This window comes from Emergencia timonensis (genome assembly GCF_900086585.1).
In the GTDB taxonomy this organism is placed as follows: Bacteria; Bacillota; Clostridia; order Peptostreptococcales; family Anaerovoracaceae; genus Senimuribacter; species Senimuribacter timonensis.
Map to the genome: position 1 here is coordinate 102,599 of NZ_FLKM01000007.1, position 15,102 is coordinate 117,700.

Annotated in this window: 16 protein-coding genes; 5 read left to right on the forward strand and 11 right to left on the reverse strand. The window is 45.0% G+C overall.

What is annotated here, in order from left to right; all coding sequences use genetic code 11:
* Positions 1-80: 80 nt before the first annotated feature.
* On the reverse strand, positions 81-1,193 hold the full coding sequence (locus tag BN6539_RS00745; protein ID WP_067532472.1) for a HutD/Ves family protein: 1,113 nt from the start codon (positions 1,191-1,193) through the stop codon (positions 81-83).
* A 119-nt stretch (positions 1,194-1,312) separates the two neighbouring features.
* Between BN6539_RS00745 and BN6539_RS00750 the strand changes: the two genes are divergently transcribed.
* Together BN6539_RS00750 and BN6539_RS00755 are read left to right on the forward strand one after the other, a co-directional pair.
* On the forward strand, positions 1,313-2,191 hold the full coding sequence (locus tag BN6539_RS00750) for a hypothetical protein (protein WP_067532475.1): 879 nt from the start codon (positions 1,313-1,315) through the stop codon (positions 2,189-2,191).
* A gap of 11 nt (positions 2,192-2,202) precedes the next feature.
* Positions 2,203-2,604, forward strand: a complete 402-nt coding sequence (locus BN6539_RS00755) for a C-GCAxxG-C-C family protein (RefSeq protein WP_067532478.1) — start codon at positions 2,203-2,205, stop codon at positions 2,602-2,604.
* 63 nt (positions 2,605-2,667) lie between these two features.
* Here BN6539_RS00755 and BN6539_RS00760 read toward each other — a convergent pair whose 3' ends face one another.
* Genes BN6539_RS00760 through BN6539_RS00770 form a run of 3 tightly spaced genes read right to left on the reverse strand, consistent with a single transcriptional unit; the run spans position 2,668 to position 5,243 of the window.
* Positions 2,668-3,615, reverse strand: a complete 948-nt coding sequence (locus BN6539_RS00760; RefSeq protein WP_067532481.1) for an aminopeptidase — start codon at positions 3,613-3,615, stop codon at positions 2,668-2,670.
* A 15-nt stretch (positions 3,616-3,630) separates the two neighbouring features.
* Entirely contained in the window at positions 3,631-4,305 is a 675-nt protein-coding gene (locus BN6539_RS00765) for an AroM family protein (RefSeq protein ID WP_067532484.1), read from the reverse strand.
* Complete coding sequence (locus tag BN6539_RS00770; RefSeq protein ID WP_067532486.1) at positions 4,305-5,243, reverse strand: DUF1177 domain-containing protein; 939 nt, start codon at positions 5,241-5,243, stop codon at positions 4,305-4,307. The genes BN6539_RS00765 and BN6539_RS00770 overlap by 1 nt, the downstream gene beginning before the upstream one ends.
* Positions 5,244-5,488: 245 nt before the next feature.
* On the opposite strand from BN6539_RS00770, the gene BN6539_RS00775 reads away from it, so the two are divergent.
* Positions 5,489-6,667, forward strand: coding sequence for a PucR family transcriptional regulator (locus BN6539_RS00775; protein ID WP_082907280.1), 1,179 nt, complete (start codon positions 5,489-5,491; stop codon positions 6,665-6,667).
* A 51-nt stretch (positions 6,668-6,718) separates the two neighbouring features.
* Here the strand turns inward: BN6539_RS00775 and BN6539_RS23165 are convergent, their stop codons facing one another.
* The 3 genes from BN6539_RS23165 to BN6539_RS00785 form a co-directional block, all read right to left on the reverse strand.
* Entirely contained in the window at positions 6,719-7,303 is a 585-nt protein-coding gene (locus BN6539_RS23165) for a PDDEXK nuclease domain-containing protein (protein WP_330385046.1), read from the reverse strand.
* A gap of 24 nt (positions 7,304-7,327) precedes the next feature.
* Positions 7,328-7,777 (reverse strand): DUF1016 N-terminal domain-containing protein, encoded by a 450-nt coding sequence (locus BN6539_RS23170; protein WP_330385043.1) that lies wholly within the window; start codon positions 7,775-7,777, stop codon positions 7,328-7,330.
* 152 nt (positions 7,778-7,929) lie between these two features.
* The gene (locus tag BN6539_RS00785) at positions 7,930-9,636 is read right to left on the reverse strand and encodes an OPT/YSL family transporter (protein WP_227142576.1); all 1,707 of its coding nucleotides are present in this window, start codon (positions 9,634-9,636) and stop codon (positions 7,930-7,932) included.
* Between the two features lie 226 nt (positions 9,637-9,862).
* Here BN6539_RS00785 and BN6539_RS00790 point away from each other — a divergent pair, with 226 nt between their 5' ends.
* Positions 9,863-10,948, forward strand: a complete 1,086-nt coding sequence (locus BN6539_RS00790) for an S-methyl thiohydantoin desulfurase domain-containing protein (protein ID WP_067532492.1) — start codon at positions 9,863-9,865, stop codon at positions 10,946-10,948.
* Between the two features lie 17 nt (positions 10,949-10,965).
* Positions 10,966-11,685: an aspartate/glutamate racemase family protein gene (locus BN6539_RS00795; protein ID WP_067532495.1), complete on the forward strand. Its 720-nt coding sequence runs from the start codon at positions 10,966-10,968 to the stop codon at positions 11,683-11,685.
* Here BN6539_RS00795 and BN6539_RS00800 read toward each other — a convergent pair.
* The 4 genes from BN6539_RS00800 to BN6539_RS00815 all read right to left on the reverse strand — a co-directional run bounded on the left by BN6539_RS00800 (position 11,663) and on the right by BN6539_RS00815 (position 15,012).
* On the reverse strand, positions 11,663-12,568 hold the full coding sequence (locus BN6539_RS00800; protein ID WP_067532498.1) for an alpha/beta hydrolase: 906 nt from the start codon (positions 12,566-12,568) through the stop codon (positions 11,663-11,665). The genes BN6539_RS00795 and BN6539_RS00800 overlap by 23 nt on opposite strands.
* Positions 12,565-13,620 carry a radical SAM protein gene (locus tag BN6539_RS22535; protein WP_067532501.1) on the reverse strand — a complete coding sequence of 352 codons (1,056 nt, stop codon included), beginning with the start codon at positions 13,618-13,620 and terminating at the stop codon, positions 12,565-12,567. Before BN6539_RS22535 ends, BN6539_RS00800 begins: the two co-directional genes overlap by 4 nt.
* Positions 13,621-13,764: 144 nt before the next feature.
* The gene (locus BN6539_RS00810; RefSeq protein WP_067532504.1) at positions 13,765-14,319 is read right to left on the reverse strand and encodes a TetR-like C-terminal domain-containing protein; all 555 of its coding nucleotides are present in this window, start codon (positions 14,317-14,319) and stop codon (positions 13,765-13,767) included.
* Between the two features lie 24 nt (positions 14,320-14,343).
* Entirely contained in the window at positions 14,344-15,012 is a 669-nt protein-coding gene (locus BN6539_RS00815) for a Crp/Fnr family transcriptional regulator (protein ID WP_067532507.1), read from the reverse strand.
* Between the last annotated feature and the right edge of the window lie 90 nt (positions 15,013-15,102).

Here is a 15,102-nt window from a genome sequence, read left to right on the forward strand (position 1 = left end):
ACCTATGTTATAAAAAAGACCCATAATTGAAAGCACTGGAGCTCTTGACATCCCATGCCAATAAAACTCCAGTGCCTTTTTTATTCTTTTTTATATGGATACTCCACTGAATTTCCATCTTCGTCATACTGATATCTGCCGGAGTTCTTGTATTTCTTTAGTAATTTTTCCAGGCGCTCGTTGGTCGCCAGCTGCTTCTCCAAGACCCTTTGTTCATAAGGTGTCAGATTGTTGATATCCTTAATATGCTTCCTCACCGGCTTTGGCACCACAGCCAAATACAGTGACGGTGAAATGAGGAAAATATCAATCAGAAACCAGCCGACAATCGAAAGAACCCATTCTATGCCAGTAAAACGTTCCAGCCCATAAACAGCTAAAGCCGCAAAACCAAATGTGCCGATAAAGAATGTCAGGTATAATTTTTCGATTTTATTAATCGATGCAGTCAACTCCTCGTCATACCACTGGCTCTTTAGCTTTTTAAAAATAAAACTGGCCCCTCTGAACTGGGTGTTGGCCAAAAAGATACACGCCTTATAATCGTCAAAGCAGGCTTTTTCTTTTGGTATGATCGTCGGCCCCATCTCCTCCTGATGATAATTATAGAAAATCTGCGCTCTGACCAGATGGCCTTCGCCCATGACCGACAGCGCGGGAGCTTTGCCGTTTTCACAGTTTATAACCAGCTGCTGTCCCGGCGTCAGCATCATCGTCTCGCCGTCAATGGTAATTGTGGCAAACCCATCGCGGCAATAATAGCCTTGCGTGAACTGCTCATATTCCGGATAAGACTCCAGCTCCGGTGTCTGACTATTGGGGCCAGGAGTGATGACATCGAGAAATCCTTTATTTCCTTTAGCCAAAATCAAGTTATAATCAGTAATTTTGCCAAAGCTTTTGGTGCTGTATCCGCCGTCAAAGCTGTCCTGTTCCAGTTCTCCCAATCTGGCTACTCGCACGTCCTGGTGAGCCAGCACTACATCCCCTTGCAGCACCATCAGAACCCGATCAAATTCCGCTAGCTTCGAAAAATCGGACTCCTCTTTTTCACAGGTCGCCGAGCTTAAACGCCAGATAAAATTACGTTCCAGATACTTTGCAGTTTCTGGAAATATAGCCAGTTGCGTCGTCTTCCCGCCCATCCAGTTGGATACGCGAAAATCGTCCTCTTTGTAAATTTTGTATTCCATATTTGTCATCCTATAAAAAACGTGAAAAGATTAATAATATATTAATTATAACGTTGATTTCTTGATTAAACAACCTTTTTATAGTATAATTGCAGGCAGATTAGCGATTGGAGATAGTAATGAATAGAACAGACGGATATAGGCTAAAGAATTGCGATCCGATGTATGAAATCATACCCCATATTATGACAAAACGGTATGACGCGACCAATTACATCGACCTGGATCTCGATTTGGACTCAATACAGAGCTATATAAACAAGTGTCGCAGCAGGGGGATCAAAATGAATCATATGAGCGTGATGGTGGCAGCCTATCTCAGGCTGGTGTCCCAGAACCCGAACCTGAATCGCTTTGTGGTAAACAAGAGAATCTTTGCCAGAAATCATTTCTGCGTTTCCTTTGTAACCCTAAAATCCAACGGAAACAGCGGAGAGGAAACTGTAGCAAAAGTTTATTTTAATTTGGATGACGATATCTTTGAGGTAAACAGAAAGGTGACAGAAGCCATTCAGATCAATCGTTCCGACGGAACGACCAGTTCAATGGACAAACTTCTTCGCAAGGTCATGAAAGTGCCTTTTCTGATACGTTTTACGGTCAGTCTCCTCAAATGGTGGGACAAGCATTTTTCTCTGCCCTTTGCTGTGATTGACGGAAGTCCCTTCCACACCTCTCTTTTTATCACCAACCTGGCGTCTATCAGATTGAACGCCGTATATCATCACGTATACGATTTTGGAACGACTGGGCTTTTTATCGCCATGGGGCAGCCACAGAAAAAGCTGTTCAAAATCGGCGAAGTGATTGAAGAACGAAAGGTAATTCCTGTCAAAGTCACAACTGACGAAAGAATCGAAAGCGGTTACTATTTTGGCCGCTGTTTTAAGGAGTTCAAAAGATACCTGAGCAATCCGGAGGTTCTGGAATCAAAGCCAGAGACCATCGTAAAGGATGCTAATGTATATGTAAAGAATCCAAAATTTATTGTAAAATAGAGGTGAAATATATGAATAAAAAAGAACAAGCAGTAGAACTGCACGGAAAAGGTTATAACTGTGCCCAGTCGGTCGTCTGCCCATTCTGTGAAGACCTGGGAATAGATGTTCAGACCGCATTCAAGCTTTCAGAGGCCTTCGGCGGCGGCATGGGAACCTTTAGTACCTGCGGCGCAGTATCCGGCATGGCCATGGTCATCGGCATGAAACAGTCCGATGGCAACCTAGACAAGCCCAAGTCAAAGAGCCAGTCCTATAAGCTGATGAAGGAAGCCACTAATAAGTTCCTGGAGATGAATCAATCCACCATCTGCCGTGAAATCAAAGGTATGGACGGCGGTGAAGTTCTCAGAAGCTGCAATGGCTGCATTGAAGACGCTGTAGCTATTCTTGAAGAGCTGCTTGATAACTAGACAAGGATGATAAAAGCGGCCGGTCTTTCATGACTGGCCGCTTTTCTTCTGATCTGCATTCTATTAACAAAGGACAAATTCGCCTTCCCTGATGACTAGTTGACCGTCCAGATACAGCGTCGGCTTTAAGATAATTCCATCCATGTGACAGTCCGCCTTATTTTCACCGCCAAAAGATGTATTGGTTCCAAAGGCGATATGCACTGTGCCGTAGACCTTCTCATCTTCCAGCGTGTTACCACAGAGCAGCGCTTTTTCATTGGTGCCGATGCCAAGCTCTGCTACGATTCCATTCTGCGGCTTCTCAAAGAGGATTTCTAAATTTTCCGTTCCTTCTCCCTCAATACACTGCAGCTGACCATTTTGCACAACTGCTTTCAAAGGCGTACGAAGCGTGCCGATGCCAACCATGGAACCGTCTATCACGGTTTCTCCGCTGACGCCGTTTTCCACTGGTGCAATGTAGGCCTCACCTGACGGCAGATTGCCGCTGGTGCCAGCTTCCTTATACACCCCGGTGCTGGCGACACCTTTTCTGCCGCGCAAGTTCAGCTTCATCACAAGACCATCCTTTTCAATGACCGCCTCATCGGCCTTAGAAAGCATCTCCGTCAAAACCAGGGTTCTCCTCTCAACTTCTTTAAAGTCAGCTGTAATTGCTCCTTGGGTAAACATTTCTTCTGTAATACCGGGCATCGTACCGATTCTAGCGCCTCTTGCCGCAGCTGCGATTTTCGCATCAGTATGCGTCAGAGATTCTTCCGTAGGGCAGACGATGACATCCGCTTCTAACATGGCCTTTGCCACTGCTGCAGGCGGTTCCTCTCCCGATACCGACCTCACTCTCATGGCCATCAGCAGAGACTCACATCCCAACTCCAAGCCCGCTTCGTAGAAAGCCTCTCCAATATGATATTTCAGCGTGTCTGTAATGACCAGCAGGGTTTCCTCTTTCTTTAGATTCATACAATCTAAAAGAACATTTTTTGCGATTTCAATTAATCCTATCATGATCTGCAATCTCCTCTAAGATATTAACACTTGAACGATGGAAGCAGACAAAGTTCTGGGCAGTATAACGATTTTACCAGAAATAGACTCGACGAGATGTTTCATTTTACTGGTATAACCCATGCAGTCCAGCAGCACATAGCTTCCTTCCGACTCTTTGATGCTTTCTGCTGCCGTGCAGAAATCCTCTTGGCTTCCCTCATAAGGGGAGATCGGAACAACCTGCGTCTCTAGGCCCAGACTTTCCCACTGCGCCACTGCGTCTGCGGCTTGTTCCTGATCTGGTACCATTACGATGAGTTTATGATCTTCACAGAGCGCCGGTAGTAACCCTGTCAATATTCTGTTGGGGTAAATCAGCGGCACTTTTGCAGTGAGCCTGTCTTTGAAATCACCTGTACATAGAAACAGAATGCAGGCAACGCCTTCGCTTTCCAGTTCTGCAATACAAGTCTGTAATAGGCCGATGACTCTCTCTTCTGCCATTGTGACAGCGGTTCCGTCTCTCAGACAGGAAACCAATACAGTCTCACCTTCATTGGGTGTGAGGGCAGCAAGTTCAGCCTGCGTCAGCTTATCCAAGGCGCCGCGTTGTAGAAGTTCCGCATCCTCGTCAAAGACGGACTCAATATCGCTTAGGATATCAAGCCTGGGCGACTGACCGATGGTAATGAGTCCGATTCGTTTCATCACGCTTCTCCCATCGTCTGCAGATGGTTCATTTTGCCATAAAGCTTTACTAGATGTTCAAATTCTTTTTCATCGTAGAAGCTGCACTGTTTTCGGCCATAAGCTTTGGCCGCTTCCAGAACAAACCTTACTGTCATATCCACATCCGCCCCGTGGGTCGCGCCTGTACCGCAGCCCGGCACTGGCACTTCTGTCGTTATTGCAACCCCGACTACAGGCGCATTGGTTGCAACGGCCGGCTGCAGAACACTGTTCAGATGATATAGATCGTTGCCATAAGGCGTGATATCCTGCGTCGTGATAGGAAACACAAAAGGCAGTTTCCCTGTGGTCATCTCCATCAAATCCAGCAAATCCTCGCTGGTACGCAGAATATAGCCCTCTTTTACCGTGGGAGAGATGGCAAATCCCATGGTATTGATGACTCGGTTCCCTTTTGTCGTATCTACGGTCAAAATCGCCTCCATCTCCTGACAGACTTCTGCGTCATTGCACTGCTGCATACTGATCGGAGAGTCCATGAAGTCCACAGGTTCATGAGGTTCCGTCGGTGCATCGCCGCAGATATGCGTCACTACCACTACGTCGCCATCTAAGGCGTCCCCCTTTTTCTGCATATCCAAAAGTTTTGCAGCAGCGGTAAGCACTGTCAAAGCGCCGTCGCCGTCGGACACAAAGCCGATTCGCTCAGGACGGGCGCCCAGTCCGCCCAATCTGCCGATCAGGCCAAGGGTCGGTGCGTCGCCGCCTTGTCTCCGTCCATTTGTGCCCGGAATCGTTATTTTAATTAAATCCGTTTTGCCTTTATCTCCATAAATCGCTTTGACTTCTATTTCCGCATCATCTTTGATGCTGTACAGATAATCCGCTACTCTTTTGCCACTGGCGTTGATGTCGTCTAAAAGATCATAAACTTCAATCATTTGTTTGAATACCATAATCAATTTCCTGCCTTTTTAGTTTATTCGTTAAAATATCAATTCGCGTTTTCGTCGATTTGTCTTTGCTGCTCCTTTCCCAGTTTGTGTAATTCCGGTGTTTTTCTTTATTCTAGCAAAAGGCAGCCCGGCTCACTATTGTATGGTCATATAGTTATTTTTACATTTTTTTATATGTTCCTATAGTTTTATTATTGCATCTCGCAGAGAATCATGTAAAATGAAAGAAAGAAACGAAAGGGAGTATGATTATGAAAGATATCACTGTTCTGGACATTCTCAACCTGCCCATCATGGCCAATGCGGAGTTGAAAGCCGGCCAAAGCGGTCTCTCCAACATTGTATCCTATGTAAATGTGTTGGATAACTACTACGATGAGACAGATCCAGAATCAACGCCGGTAAACTATGGACAAAACTTCTATCTCACTTCTATGTATTATGGTGTCGGCAACGCGCTTTACGTCGATTCTCTGATGCAGCATTTCGTCGATTTAAAAGTATCGGCAGTCTGTATCATTGATGAATATCTATCCGCCCTTCCGTCCAGCGCCTATGAAATTGCAGACAAAAACCAGGTGCCTGTAATTTTCATCGACAAAAATACACCTTACGCCTTGATTATTTCCAGCATCATGGAGTTAAAGCTATCCTATCAGGAGTCAGAGCTGCACGAAAATCTCCTTCATGAGATGATGCTGCCGCATTGTTATGAGGATAGAAAACAGGAAATTATCGGTCAATTAAATCCTAACTTTCACAACCGAGTGACAGCCTTCTTCTGTATGAACACGGATCTGTCTAACAACAAAGCTGCAGAGATTTCCAACGGACTGCATCTGCTAAACAAAATACGCACCTACAAAACCTCTTTTGCCTGCCAATACAAAAACGGCATGATCATCGTCCGCTCCTATAATACCTCCAAGATGGCGATTCAAACGGATTTGACTGAAGATACGATTCAGTTCATTCGCAGAATGCTGCCCAATGCAATTATCGGTATCAGCGACTCTCTGCCGCTGACGCACTTAGACGAAGCCATTGCGCAGTGCAGCACTGCCTCCTTATCCGGCACCCATGACATCAACGGTATCGTTTACTATAGAGATGTCGGCATCAGCAAATTATTGATGAAGCTGGTCTCCCATCCCGACTTAGAAGAGTATTACCGCAGTCTAATCAAGCCAATTAATGAATATGACAAAAAATACAAGTCAGAGCTGCTGGCAACAATTAAATGCTTTGTGGAATGCAGCCTCGACCATGTTAAAACCGGTAAACAACTGCATATCCACGAAAATACAGTGAGATACCGACTGAATAAAATAAAAGAGCTCATACCATACGGCAAAAGCTCTTTAGATTTCAATCAGTCTATTTATTTTCTGTACAAGATATTGAAGATCAAGGAATTGGTGTAGATGAGGCTCTTGTCTCATACACCTTTCTCGGCTTTGTTATCAAACATGTTTCTATTCAGATAGTTCGTTTTCGATTTCCTCAATTGTCGGCAAACTGCTTTTAAATTCTTCTCTCAATATTTTTGTCAGGCCATACTGGGCGATTCCTATAGGCTGTGGCATATCATCCAACGCATACTCTGCAACAACATCATCTTTATCTTTACAAATTAAAATGCCTATCGTTTGGTTATCCTGTTTCATTTTCATATTTTTGTTAACTGCAGTTACATAAAAATTAAGTTTCCCTGCAAATTCAGGTTTAAATTTTTCTGTCTTTAATTCTACGACTATATAGCAATGTAACCGCACATGATAAAACAGTAAGTCGATATAAAAGTCGCTTTCACCTACTTTTATATGTACTTGTCTGCCTACATAAGAAAACCCCGTTCCAAGCTCAAGAAGAAATTGCGTAATCTGGCTTATCAAGGCATCTTCTAGCTCTCTTTCGTTATACTCTTCCTTCAAGGTAAGAAAGTCAAAATTGTAAGGGTCTTTCAGAGTCTGCTCTGCTAAATCTGATTGTGGCCGTGGTAATTTTACTTGAAAGTTGGTAATTGCTTTTCCTTGGCTTCCATATAAATCGCTATCAATCTGATGTTCTAAAACACTTCTGCTCTAATTGTTGTCCATTGTTTTTTGCACATAAAATAACGCTTCATCTATCGACTTGCATTTGTACATAATTCGCTGGTTATGTCCCCAAGGTATACTTTTCACCATGTTTTCAATGGTTTTTAATTTGCTTACAGCTTGTAAGTCATTTGAACAGTTATGATAGAACTGATACCAATAACGAATACTTCTTAAATTCTGCTGAGAAAATCCCGACATTCCAGGAAAAGTTTTCTGTAAATCCTTGCTCATCATGGCGATGAATGAATCTCCCCATTCCGCATTTTGCTGTTTGTTTACTATATCTCTTCCCAATTCCCAGTATAAGTCCAAGAGTTCATAATTGATTCTAACGGATGCTTTTATCTGGCTTTGTCTTATTCGATTTTTAATATCATCTATCCAAGCTTTATATTCTTCTGTCATAATAAAGCCTACCTCTCTTGTAGCCATTTAATAGTCCTCCTGCTAGTATTTCCTCTTATTCAAATTCAAATTCACTTCATATATATTTTACCATCATTACAAACCTTTCTCCACAAAAAAATGACCATATTATGCTGCTAATATAATACGGTCACTTTTCACTTCATAATTTATTGCCTCTATTTTTTAAACAAGCCCAGCATAGAGCTAGAGAAATCGCGCAGTGCACAGCCCACCAAGGCGCCGGCGCCGAGGATGGCAAAAATGCTGTCTCTCTCCGGATTCTTCCTGACGATCAGCCATCTGATCAATATGGCAATCAGAATGACAACGCCCGCCTCTGTCCAGCCTACTAAAAATCCAGTAGCAAAGAGAATGCCTGCCTGGTGATTCCCTCCGATCAACTGAATCAGGGCGCCGGGAACAGCCCAAATCGCCAGCCATTTCATGACTTCAATGGTGGAACCAGCTTCTATGGTCGACTGGTATACAAAGTTAATCGGTGCAAACATACCTTGACTAAAGTAGCTCTTTGCAAAAATTGCTACCATGACGAAGGCAACACCGAAACCCAGCAGTTCTGCAAAATATTGCTGTCTTCTGCCCACCTTTTCCAGTTCCATGTCGGCGCCCTTGCCCCGCAGAATCCAGCCTGCCTTTAAGTCGTTGCCCATGTCAGAAAATGCCGGTCCGGTGGAGGCCGTGAAGCCAGCCAAAATAGCTAAGGGCAACGTTGGAAAACCGATCATCATGCCGATAATCAGAAATAAGAGAGCCGTGGCAAAGCCCGGAAACCATCCCGAGTGCATAGCTGAAACACCGACGATCAGTTCTGAAATCAACGCCGCAACTGCAGCAAAGACCACCCACGCGATAAACATGCCCACGCCCATCTCATAATACAGCCCCGTAGCAACTGCAAGACCCAGCGCAATGACTAGATACGCGATAAATCCTTTTCCTAAGGCGCCTTTCATATCACTGAGACTTGTCCCAAATTGTGCTGCAGCGGAAGTCCCCTTTCCTTCCTTTCTGAACAGGATTTTGGCACACTGCAGTAATGAAATGATGCCTGCGCCAATCATAGCGCCGTGTCCCAGATAGGAAAAAGAGACGCTGTCAGCAAAAGAGAAGTCTGAACCAAAGAGATCCGTTGCAAAATTAGCCGTATGGCCAGCAAAGGTGAGGCTGAATTCATTGGTGGAGAGAAGCCCTTTTATCAGAGAGCCAACGCCAAAAGATCCCATTGCCACCAGACTGCCAACCCAGACGACACCGACCAGATCCATAGGAATACCAATCATTGCACCGCCCCAGCCGAATACCGCGCCGACGAGCAACAGCACTGCTCTCTTTCCCTTATCCGCCATAGCGTAGATGGACTCAGCGACTGCAATGCCCGGAGGCCATGCGCCTTCTGCTGGGAACATGGGGGAACCAAAGGATTTGTACAAAATAGTCGCGTCCACAATCGTAGCCAAGGTTGCACCGATGAGCATCGGCACCATCAGCTGCGGCCAGCCCATTATGACAGGAATACCCATTGTGAGAAACATGCAGTTAGCCGATGCAAAGGTTGCACCTGAGATTGAGGTCTGTACTAAATTCTGTCTGTGTATGTTTTTAAAACTTTTCAGCCATCTCAAGGGAATCTGAGCGACCAGAATTGCAAAGATCGCGCCTACGATAGATGTGTCCGGCGTCGTACCCGTGTGTACCTGCACCTGCAGACCCACAATACAGCCGAGGATAGAAACAACAATAGACACAATAAGAACCACCGGCTCTATGACTTTTGGCATTTGCGCTGCGGTGATCTTGTGCCTATCCAACTCTTTCTGCTCTTCTAACAGAATCTCATTCTGTAGATTTTCTTTGTTCATCATAACTTTCTCCTTCATCATTTCTGTAACAGCTGTACAAAGTCTCAGAGAAACGCTATGAATTTAATATTTTAACTGAGATGATTTTATTATACGATCCGTACCTTTGTCAACAATATTTTTACAATTTCAAATCTTCTTTTTTTACCATTGACTTTTTTCCTTGCACAAATTATACTATTGGCGTGTAATTCCGGTACTTTTCATCAAATGAATGGAGGTACTGAAAATGATAATTAATTCTACAGATATTCAAAAGATTGCCGCAGGCAGTCTGATTCTCGGCGGCGGCGGAGGCGGAAATGTCCAGGAAGGCCTGGATACGGCTGCGAAAGCGTTGCAGATGGGCCAGGTAGAAATTCTGCCTGCTTCAGATATTTCTAACAAAGACGGTGTCGTTCTGACGATTTCCGGTGTGGGATCACCTGCTTCAGAAAACGCCTTTTACGCAGACGACGTCTATGAAAAAATTCTCCACTTTATGCAAACACAATTGGAACAAAATATCATCGGGTTTATACCCTGTGAGATGGGCGGTTCTTCTTCTTTTGAACCGTTTATTCCCGCTGCGCTTTTAAACCTGCCTGTAATCAACTCAGCCTGCGACGGACGGGCACATCCTTTTGGCATTATGGGTTCCCTGGGTCTTGAAAAGGGAGAGAATCACACAATTCAGGCCGGAGCCGGCGGGCGCAAAGAGGATAACACCTATATTGAAATATTAACCATGGGTACCATTGAGGCTACTTCTGATTTAATTCGCAATACAGCCTCCAAAGCTGGCGGTGCCATTGCTGTAGCCAGAAACCCAATATCACTCACTTGGCTGGAAGAAGCCGGAGCGACAGGTGCTTATGATTTAGCTTATCAATTGGGAGAAGCCTATCTATCCGGCAGCACGCCGGCGGATAGTCTGAACAAAATAAGCCCTCTCGTCGACGGAACTATCCTCTGCCGTGGAATCGTCAGAGAGTATACCCTGCATACGGAAAACGCTCTCGATAACGGCCACTTTACAGTCAGTACCGACGGCAGCGACTACAAAATGTATTTTTTCAACGAATATATGGCCCTTGAAAGGGATAGAACGAGATTACATACTTTCCCTGATTTGCTCCTAACTGTGGACGCAGCCGACGGCCGAATCTTGTCTACTGCAGAAATTGAAAACGGTCGGGAAGTAATTGTCTTTGCTGCACCGAAGGAGAAAATGATTCTTGGCAAAGGTCTCCGCTACCGCAGCACCTATCGACGCATCGAAGAGATCTTAAAAATAGATATGCAGAAATATGTAAGTGATATATTTTTAGATTAATCAGGGGAGGCATCGCTATGAAAATCATGTTTCTCATCCCTGTGACTGCGAATTTTGAGCAAAAGAAAAAAGAGATCGAAGGTTATTTAAAAAAATATATCCGTCCAGACACGAACATCGTGTTTCGGCAGATTTCCAAAGGGTTCCCTTCGATAGAAAGTGATCTCCAGGGCATGTTCAACGGCTGTCAGGTCGTAGAAGAGGTCTTGCAGGCAGGCGAAAGCTTCGACGGCATTTACGTCAATTGTTTTGATGATCCCGGCGTATATGCCTGCCGTGAACTTGGCCGCCTGCCTGTAATCGGTCCCTATCAATCTGCCCTATCCACGGCCTCTGTCATCGCAGAACGGATCGGTATCATCACCACGGATAAGGCTGGAATCCTCAGTGAGGAACGTAAGGCTAGGCTGGGCGGCACCGCTAATATCGTCTCTATTCGTCCAGTGAATCTAGGCGTTTCTGATATCAGAATGGAACAGGAAAGTGTGACAGAACGGCTTCTGCAGCTCTGCCGCGAAATGGCGGACGCAGATCGCGTTACTGCAATCTGTCTGGGCTGCACCGCCATGTTTTACATCGTGGACGCACTGAGAGAACGTCTGCGGCAGGAGAAAATTTGCGTCAGTATTATCGAACCCATGGCAAACGCCGTCTCTTTCTTGGAGCGGATGATTCAGCAGAAGCTTGTTAACTATGTGCCGCTGGATACCGTAATTACCCGCCATATTTCTCAATAAAACCAAAGACAGCGTCCCAATACAACTGCGGGTTCACAATGTAAGACTCGGCATGACCTGCCCCTTCAATCAGCAGCTTCTCTTTAGGACAGGCGGCGGCCTCATAAACAGTATCCAGCATAGATGTAGGAACGAAGGTGTCCTTTCCACCGTGAATAAAGAGCATTGGCCGCTCTGCCTTAGCCAGTTGTTTGACTGCAGAAGCTTCTTTAAAAGTGTAGCCTGCCCTGATTTTGCAAATCAGGCTGGCTGCACTGACCATTGGAAAATAAGGCAGATGGAACAGATATTTCGCTTCGTGGGCCATTTCCTCTTTTACAGAGGAATATCCGCAGTCTTCAATAATCAGCTTTACGTTGTCCGGCAGTTTTTCGCCCGCAGTCATCATAACGGCTGCTCCGCCCATGGACAATCCATAGAGGATAATCGAGCATCCAGGAAATTGTTCATTCAGCCAGGCAATCCAGTTCAGGATATCGAAGCGGTCGTGCCAACCCATGCCTACGTATTTTCCTTCGCTCTTTCCGTGGCCCCTGTTATCAGGAAACAGCACATGATATCCCCGCCTATAAAATTCTCCTGCCCTGTACCCCATCTCTTCCGCGCCGCCAGTATACCCGTGAATACCGATGACCCAACAGGCAGATGACTCCTCTTGTCTGGCCATTAAGCCTCGAAGTCTGTGGCCGTCAAAAGACCGAATCCATACGGTCTCTACCTCTGCCTGATCTAAAACATTTTCCGGGTGCCCTTTCCCGTCGTCCTGATCCCTAAAGATCCTGCTTTTGTCAAAGGACGGGTTTAGGGCCAGGTTATATAAAAAGTTGGCGCATACAAATAATGTTATAAGCAAAATCACGATTACTGTGAACAAAATGATCATTCAAAAACTCCTCTGCATGTCGGTTTCCTTTTATAGTATTCCATAAAGCAGTCTGCCTGATACGCACTCAGTAAGGACTGCTCTTTCAGATCCACCCCCGGACAGGACAAGAAACTGCAGGGCTTAATTCGGCCGTCAGCGCTGAGACTGCAATAATACCTGCCGGCAATACAGCCTCCAGTCATCACGGTATCCTTGCAAAAGTTGATCGTGAGCAGAGGCTTTAACTCTCGGTACATTTTCGTCAGAGCATAGACCCTATCTTCCTCCCTTTTCAGCGAAGAGAAAAACCAGCAAAATTTTGCACCCCGGCTGATAATGTCGTCAAAGAACGATTCCTGGGCAAAATCTTCTGCATCTGATTTGTCGTATGTGCAGTAAACTCCGTAAGGAAGTTTTTTTGCCTTTAAAAGCGCAAAGATGCTGTCCAGCCTCAGATCTTCTGTTCGGCCCGTCACATGAATAGCCCCTATAAAGTTTTTTACCCGCAGTGCCTGATCTGCAAAATCCTCGTCAATTGCCAAGCCGTTCGTGAATACCATGAACTGACAATCTGTATGCTTATTGCAGAGGGCAATTACTTCCTCTTTCCGTTCCAGGGGTTCCCTGCCCGTCAGCAAAAACATAAATGTTCCCAGTTCCTTGGCTTGCTCCATAATGTTGTCCAACTGGTCAAAGGAGAGGCTCGCCCCTTCTTCCGTCTCTCCCAAATCGAAAGCCACGGCCCAAGGAATATTGCAGTGATACTTTTCCTCAGACTCCCTTGCCTGCAGCGCCGCCAGAGCGTTAGCGTTAATGACAAGATTTTCGAACAGCGTCTTTCGGACATCGCCGTCTATGTCCTGCCATAAGCTGGCCAGCAGCTGATACCAGTTGCTGTTCTTTTCCGCAATGATTTTCCTAAATACTTCCCGCTGTAATGTCAGCACATCCTCTTTGACGAATTTGTCCACCCATTCCATGAGTTTAGGCATGTTCGTCTCAGGATCTCTGTCAAGATAATTGTACGCCGCTTTTAGTCCCAGTTTCTTCAATTCACTTCCAACATTCATATCATCCAACTCCTCATTTTTACCCTATATTTCGATCTTATCATATAGGCAAGCTGGCTTTTCCTCAATAGACAAAGAAAAAGACGTGCAACATTTTGTGACACGCCAACTTGATTGTATAAAATTCTTACAGATGCATAAACGTTATTTCGCAAACTTGTCTAAAGTCCCTTCCATCGTTCCATCTATGACCAAAAAGAACTTGTCGATATCACCCTTATAGCCTTCATTCATGCCGTCAGAAACCCATTCTGTAATGATGCCTACAAGACCAAAGGTAAATACGTTGACCACGAAGTCCAGATCTTGTTTTTCGATGCGCTTGCCCTCTGCAAAGGTCTGGGCAATGTCAGCAATGGCCGGTCTCGCCAGATTCTGCATGAACTTCTCAAGCTGTCTGCGATTTACCGAGTAAAAGGTATTCATGATAAAAGATTTATCATCCAGCAGTCGGTCCATCAGCGCCTCTATGCTCTCTTTCCAGTCCCTGCCTTCTACACAGCTGTTCATGAACTTCTTCGCTTCTTCTGTAAAAATCCACTCCACCAAATCGTAGACATCGTGAAAGTGATAGTAAAAGGTCTGCCTGTTCACACCGCAGTCGTCGGTGATATCCTTTACCGTTATCTTATCCAAGGTTTTCTTTTCCAGCAGCTTCTTAAGGGATGCTGCCAAGGCTTTTTCTGTCAAAAGAGACATAATCGCTTCCTCCCATCTTTTACATTAAGTTACATGATACAGTACAAATTGATTCTTATAAAATTCAATCAGCCCTTCCTCCTTCATCTTAGAAAGTTCCCTCGACAAAGCGCTTCTCTCTACAGACAGATAATCCGCCAGCTGCTGCCTGTTAAAGGGAATTTTAATCTCCCGTTTCCCCTGCCTGCTGCTCTCATCAGAGAGATAGGATACCAGTTTCTCTCTGATAGATTTCCTGGACAGGTGGGCCATTTTTCTAGTCAGCATCAAATTCTTCTGCGCCATGACACGCAGCATATTCTTGATAATTATATTATGAAAAGTACAATTTGATGAGCAGGTAGTCAACATCTTATCAATTGAAAAAAATGCAGCCTCCGTCGGTTGCACTGCCACTACGGCGATACTCTGGTATTCGTCCGCCAATACGGCATAAACCTCGTCAAAGATATCTCCCGCTCCAACCTCGGTCAGAATCTCCCGGTTACCGAGAAAATCTTCTCTGATGATATGGAGCTGGCCGCTGACGACAAGACCCACACCCTTGGCCCGCTCTCCCTGGTGGATGACGAATTCGTCTCTGTCATAACGAGATAGCTTTACATCAAAGCAGCTGATCACTCGTTCCAAGTCTTCTTCCTTTATATCCCAAAAGAGGACAGATTTTTTCATCGCATCGCAAACTTTTTTCATTTTTTCTCCTCTACGTTGCAGAAGCAACGGAAATATATTTTCTATTGTATTATACTCATGCTATAAAAGTCAAGAAGAACCCTTTAGGAG

What these genes read in the sequence shown, in the direction of transcription:
- BN6539_RS00775 (WP_082907280.1), top strand. Translation starts at nt 5,489, where the DNA reads ATGATTATGAAAGATATCACTGTTCTGGACATTCTCAACCTGCCCATC.
- BN6539_RS00765 (WP_067532484.1), bottom strand. Translation starts at nt 4,305, where the DNA reads ATGAAACGAATCGGACTCATTACCATCGGTCAGTCGCCCAGGCTTGAT.
- BN6539_RS22535 (WP_067532501.1), bottom strand. Translation starts at nt 13,620, where the DNA reads ATGAATGTTGGAAGTGAATTGAAGAAACTGGGACTAAAAGCGGCGTAC.
- BN6539_RS00760 (WP_067532481.1), bottom strand. Translation starts at nt 3,615, where the DNA reads ATGATAGGATTAATTGAAATCGCAAAAAATGTTCTTTTAGATTGTATG.
- BN6539_RS00750 (WP_067532475.1), top strand. Translation starts at nt 1,313, where the DNA reads ATGAATAGAACAGACGGATATAGGCTAAAGAATTGCGATCCGATGTAT.
- BN6539_RS00790 (WP_067532492.1), top strand. Translation starts at nt 9,863, where the DNA reads ATGATAATTAATTCTACAGATATTCAAAAGATTGCCGCAGGCAGTCTG.
- BN6539_RS00810 (WP_067532504.1), bottom strand. Translation starts at nt 14,319, where the DNA reads ATGTCTCTTTTGACAGAAAAAGCCTTGGCAGCATCCCTTAAGAAGCTG.
- BN6539_RS00785 (WP_227142576.1), bottom strand. Translation starts at nt 9,636, where the DNA reads ATGATGAACAAAGAAAATCTACAGAATGAGATTCTGTTAGAAGAGCAG.
- BN6539_RS00755 (WP_067532478.1), top strand. Translation starts at nt 2,203, where the DNA reads ATGAATAAAAAAGAACAAGCAGTAGAACTGCACGGAAAAGGTTATAAC.
- BN6539_RS23170 (WP_330385043.1), bottom strand. Translation starts at nt 7,777, where the DNA reads ATGGCTACAAGAGAGGTAGGCTTTATTATGACAGAAGAATATAAAGCT.
- BN6539_RS00800 (WP_067532498.1), bottom strand. Translation starts at nt 12,568, where the DNA reads ATGATCATTTTGTTCACAGTAATCGTGATTTTGCTTATAACATTATTT.
- BN6539_RS00745 (WP_067532472.1), bottom strand. Translation starts at nt 1,193, where the DNA reads ATGGAATACAAAATTTACAAAGAGGACGATTTTCGCGTATCCAACTGG.
- BN6539_RS00795 (WP_067532495.1), top strand. Translation starts at nt 10,966, where the DNA reads ATGAAAATCATGTTTCTCATCCCTGTGACTGCGAATTTTGAGCAAAAG.
- BN6539_RS00770 (WP_067532486.1), bottom strand. Translation starts at nt 5,243, where the DNA reads ATGGTATTCAAACAAATGATTGAAGTTTATGATCTTTTAGACGACATC.
- BN6539_RS00815 (WP_067532507.1), bottom strand. Translation starts at nt 15,012, where the DNA reads ATGAAAAAAGTTTGCGATGCGATGAAAAAATCTGTCCTCTTTTGGGAT.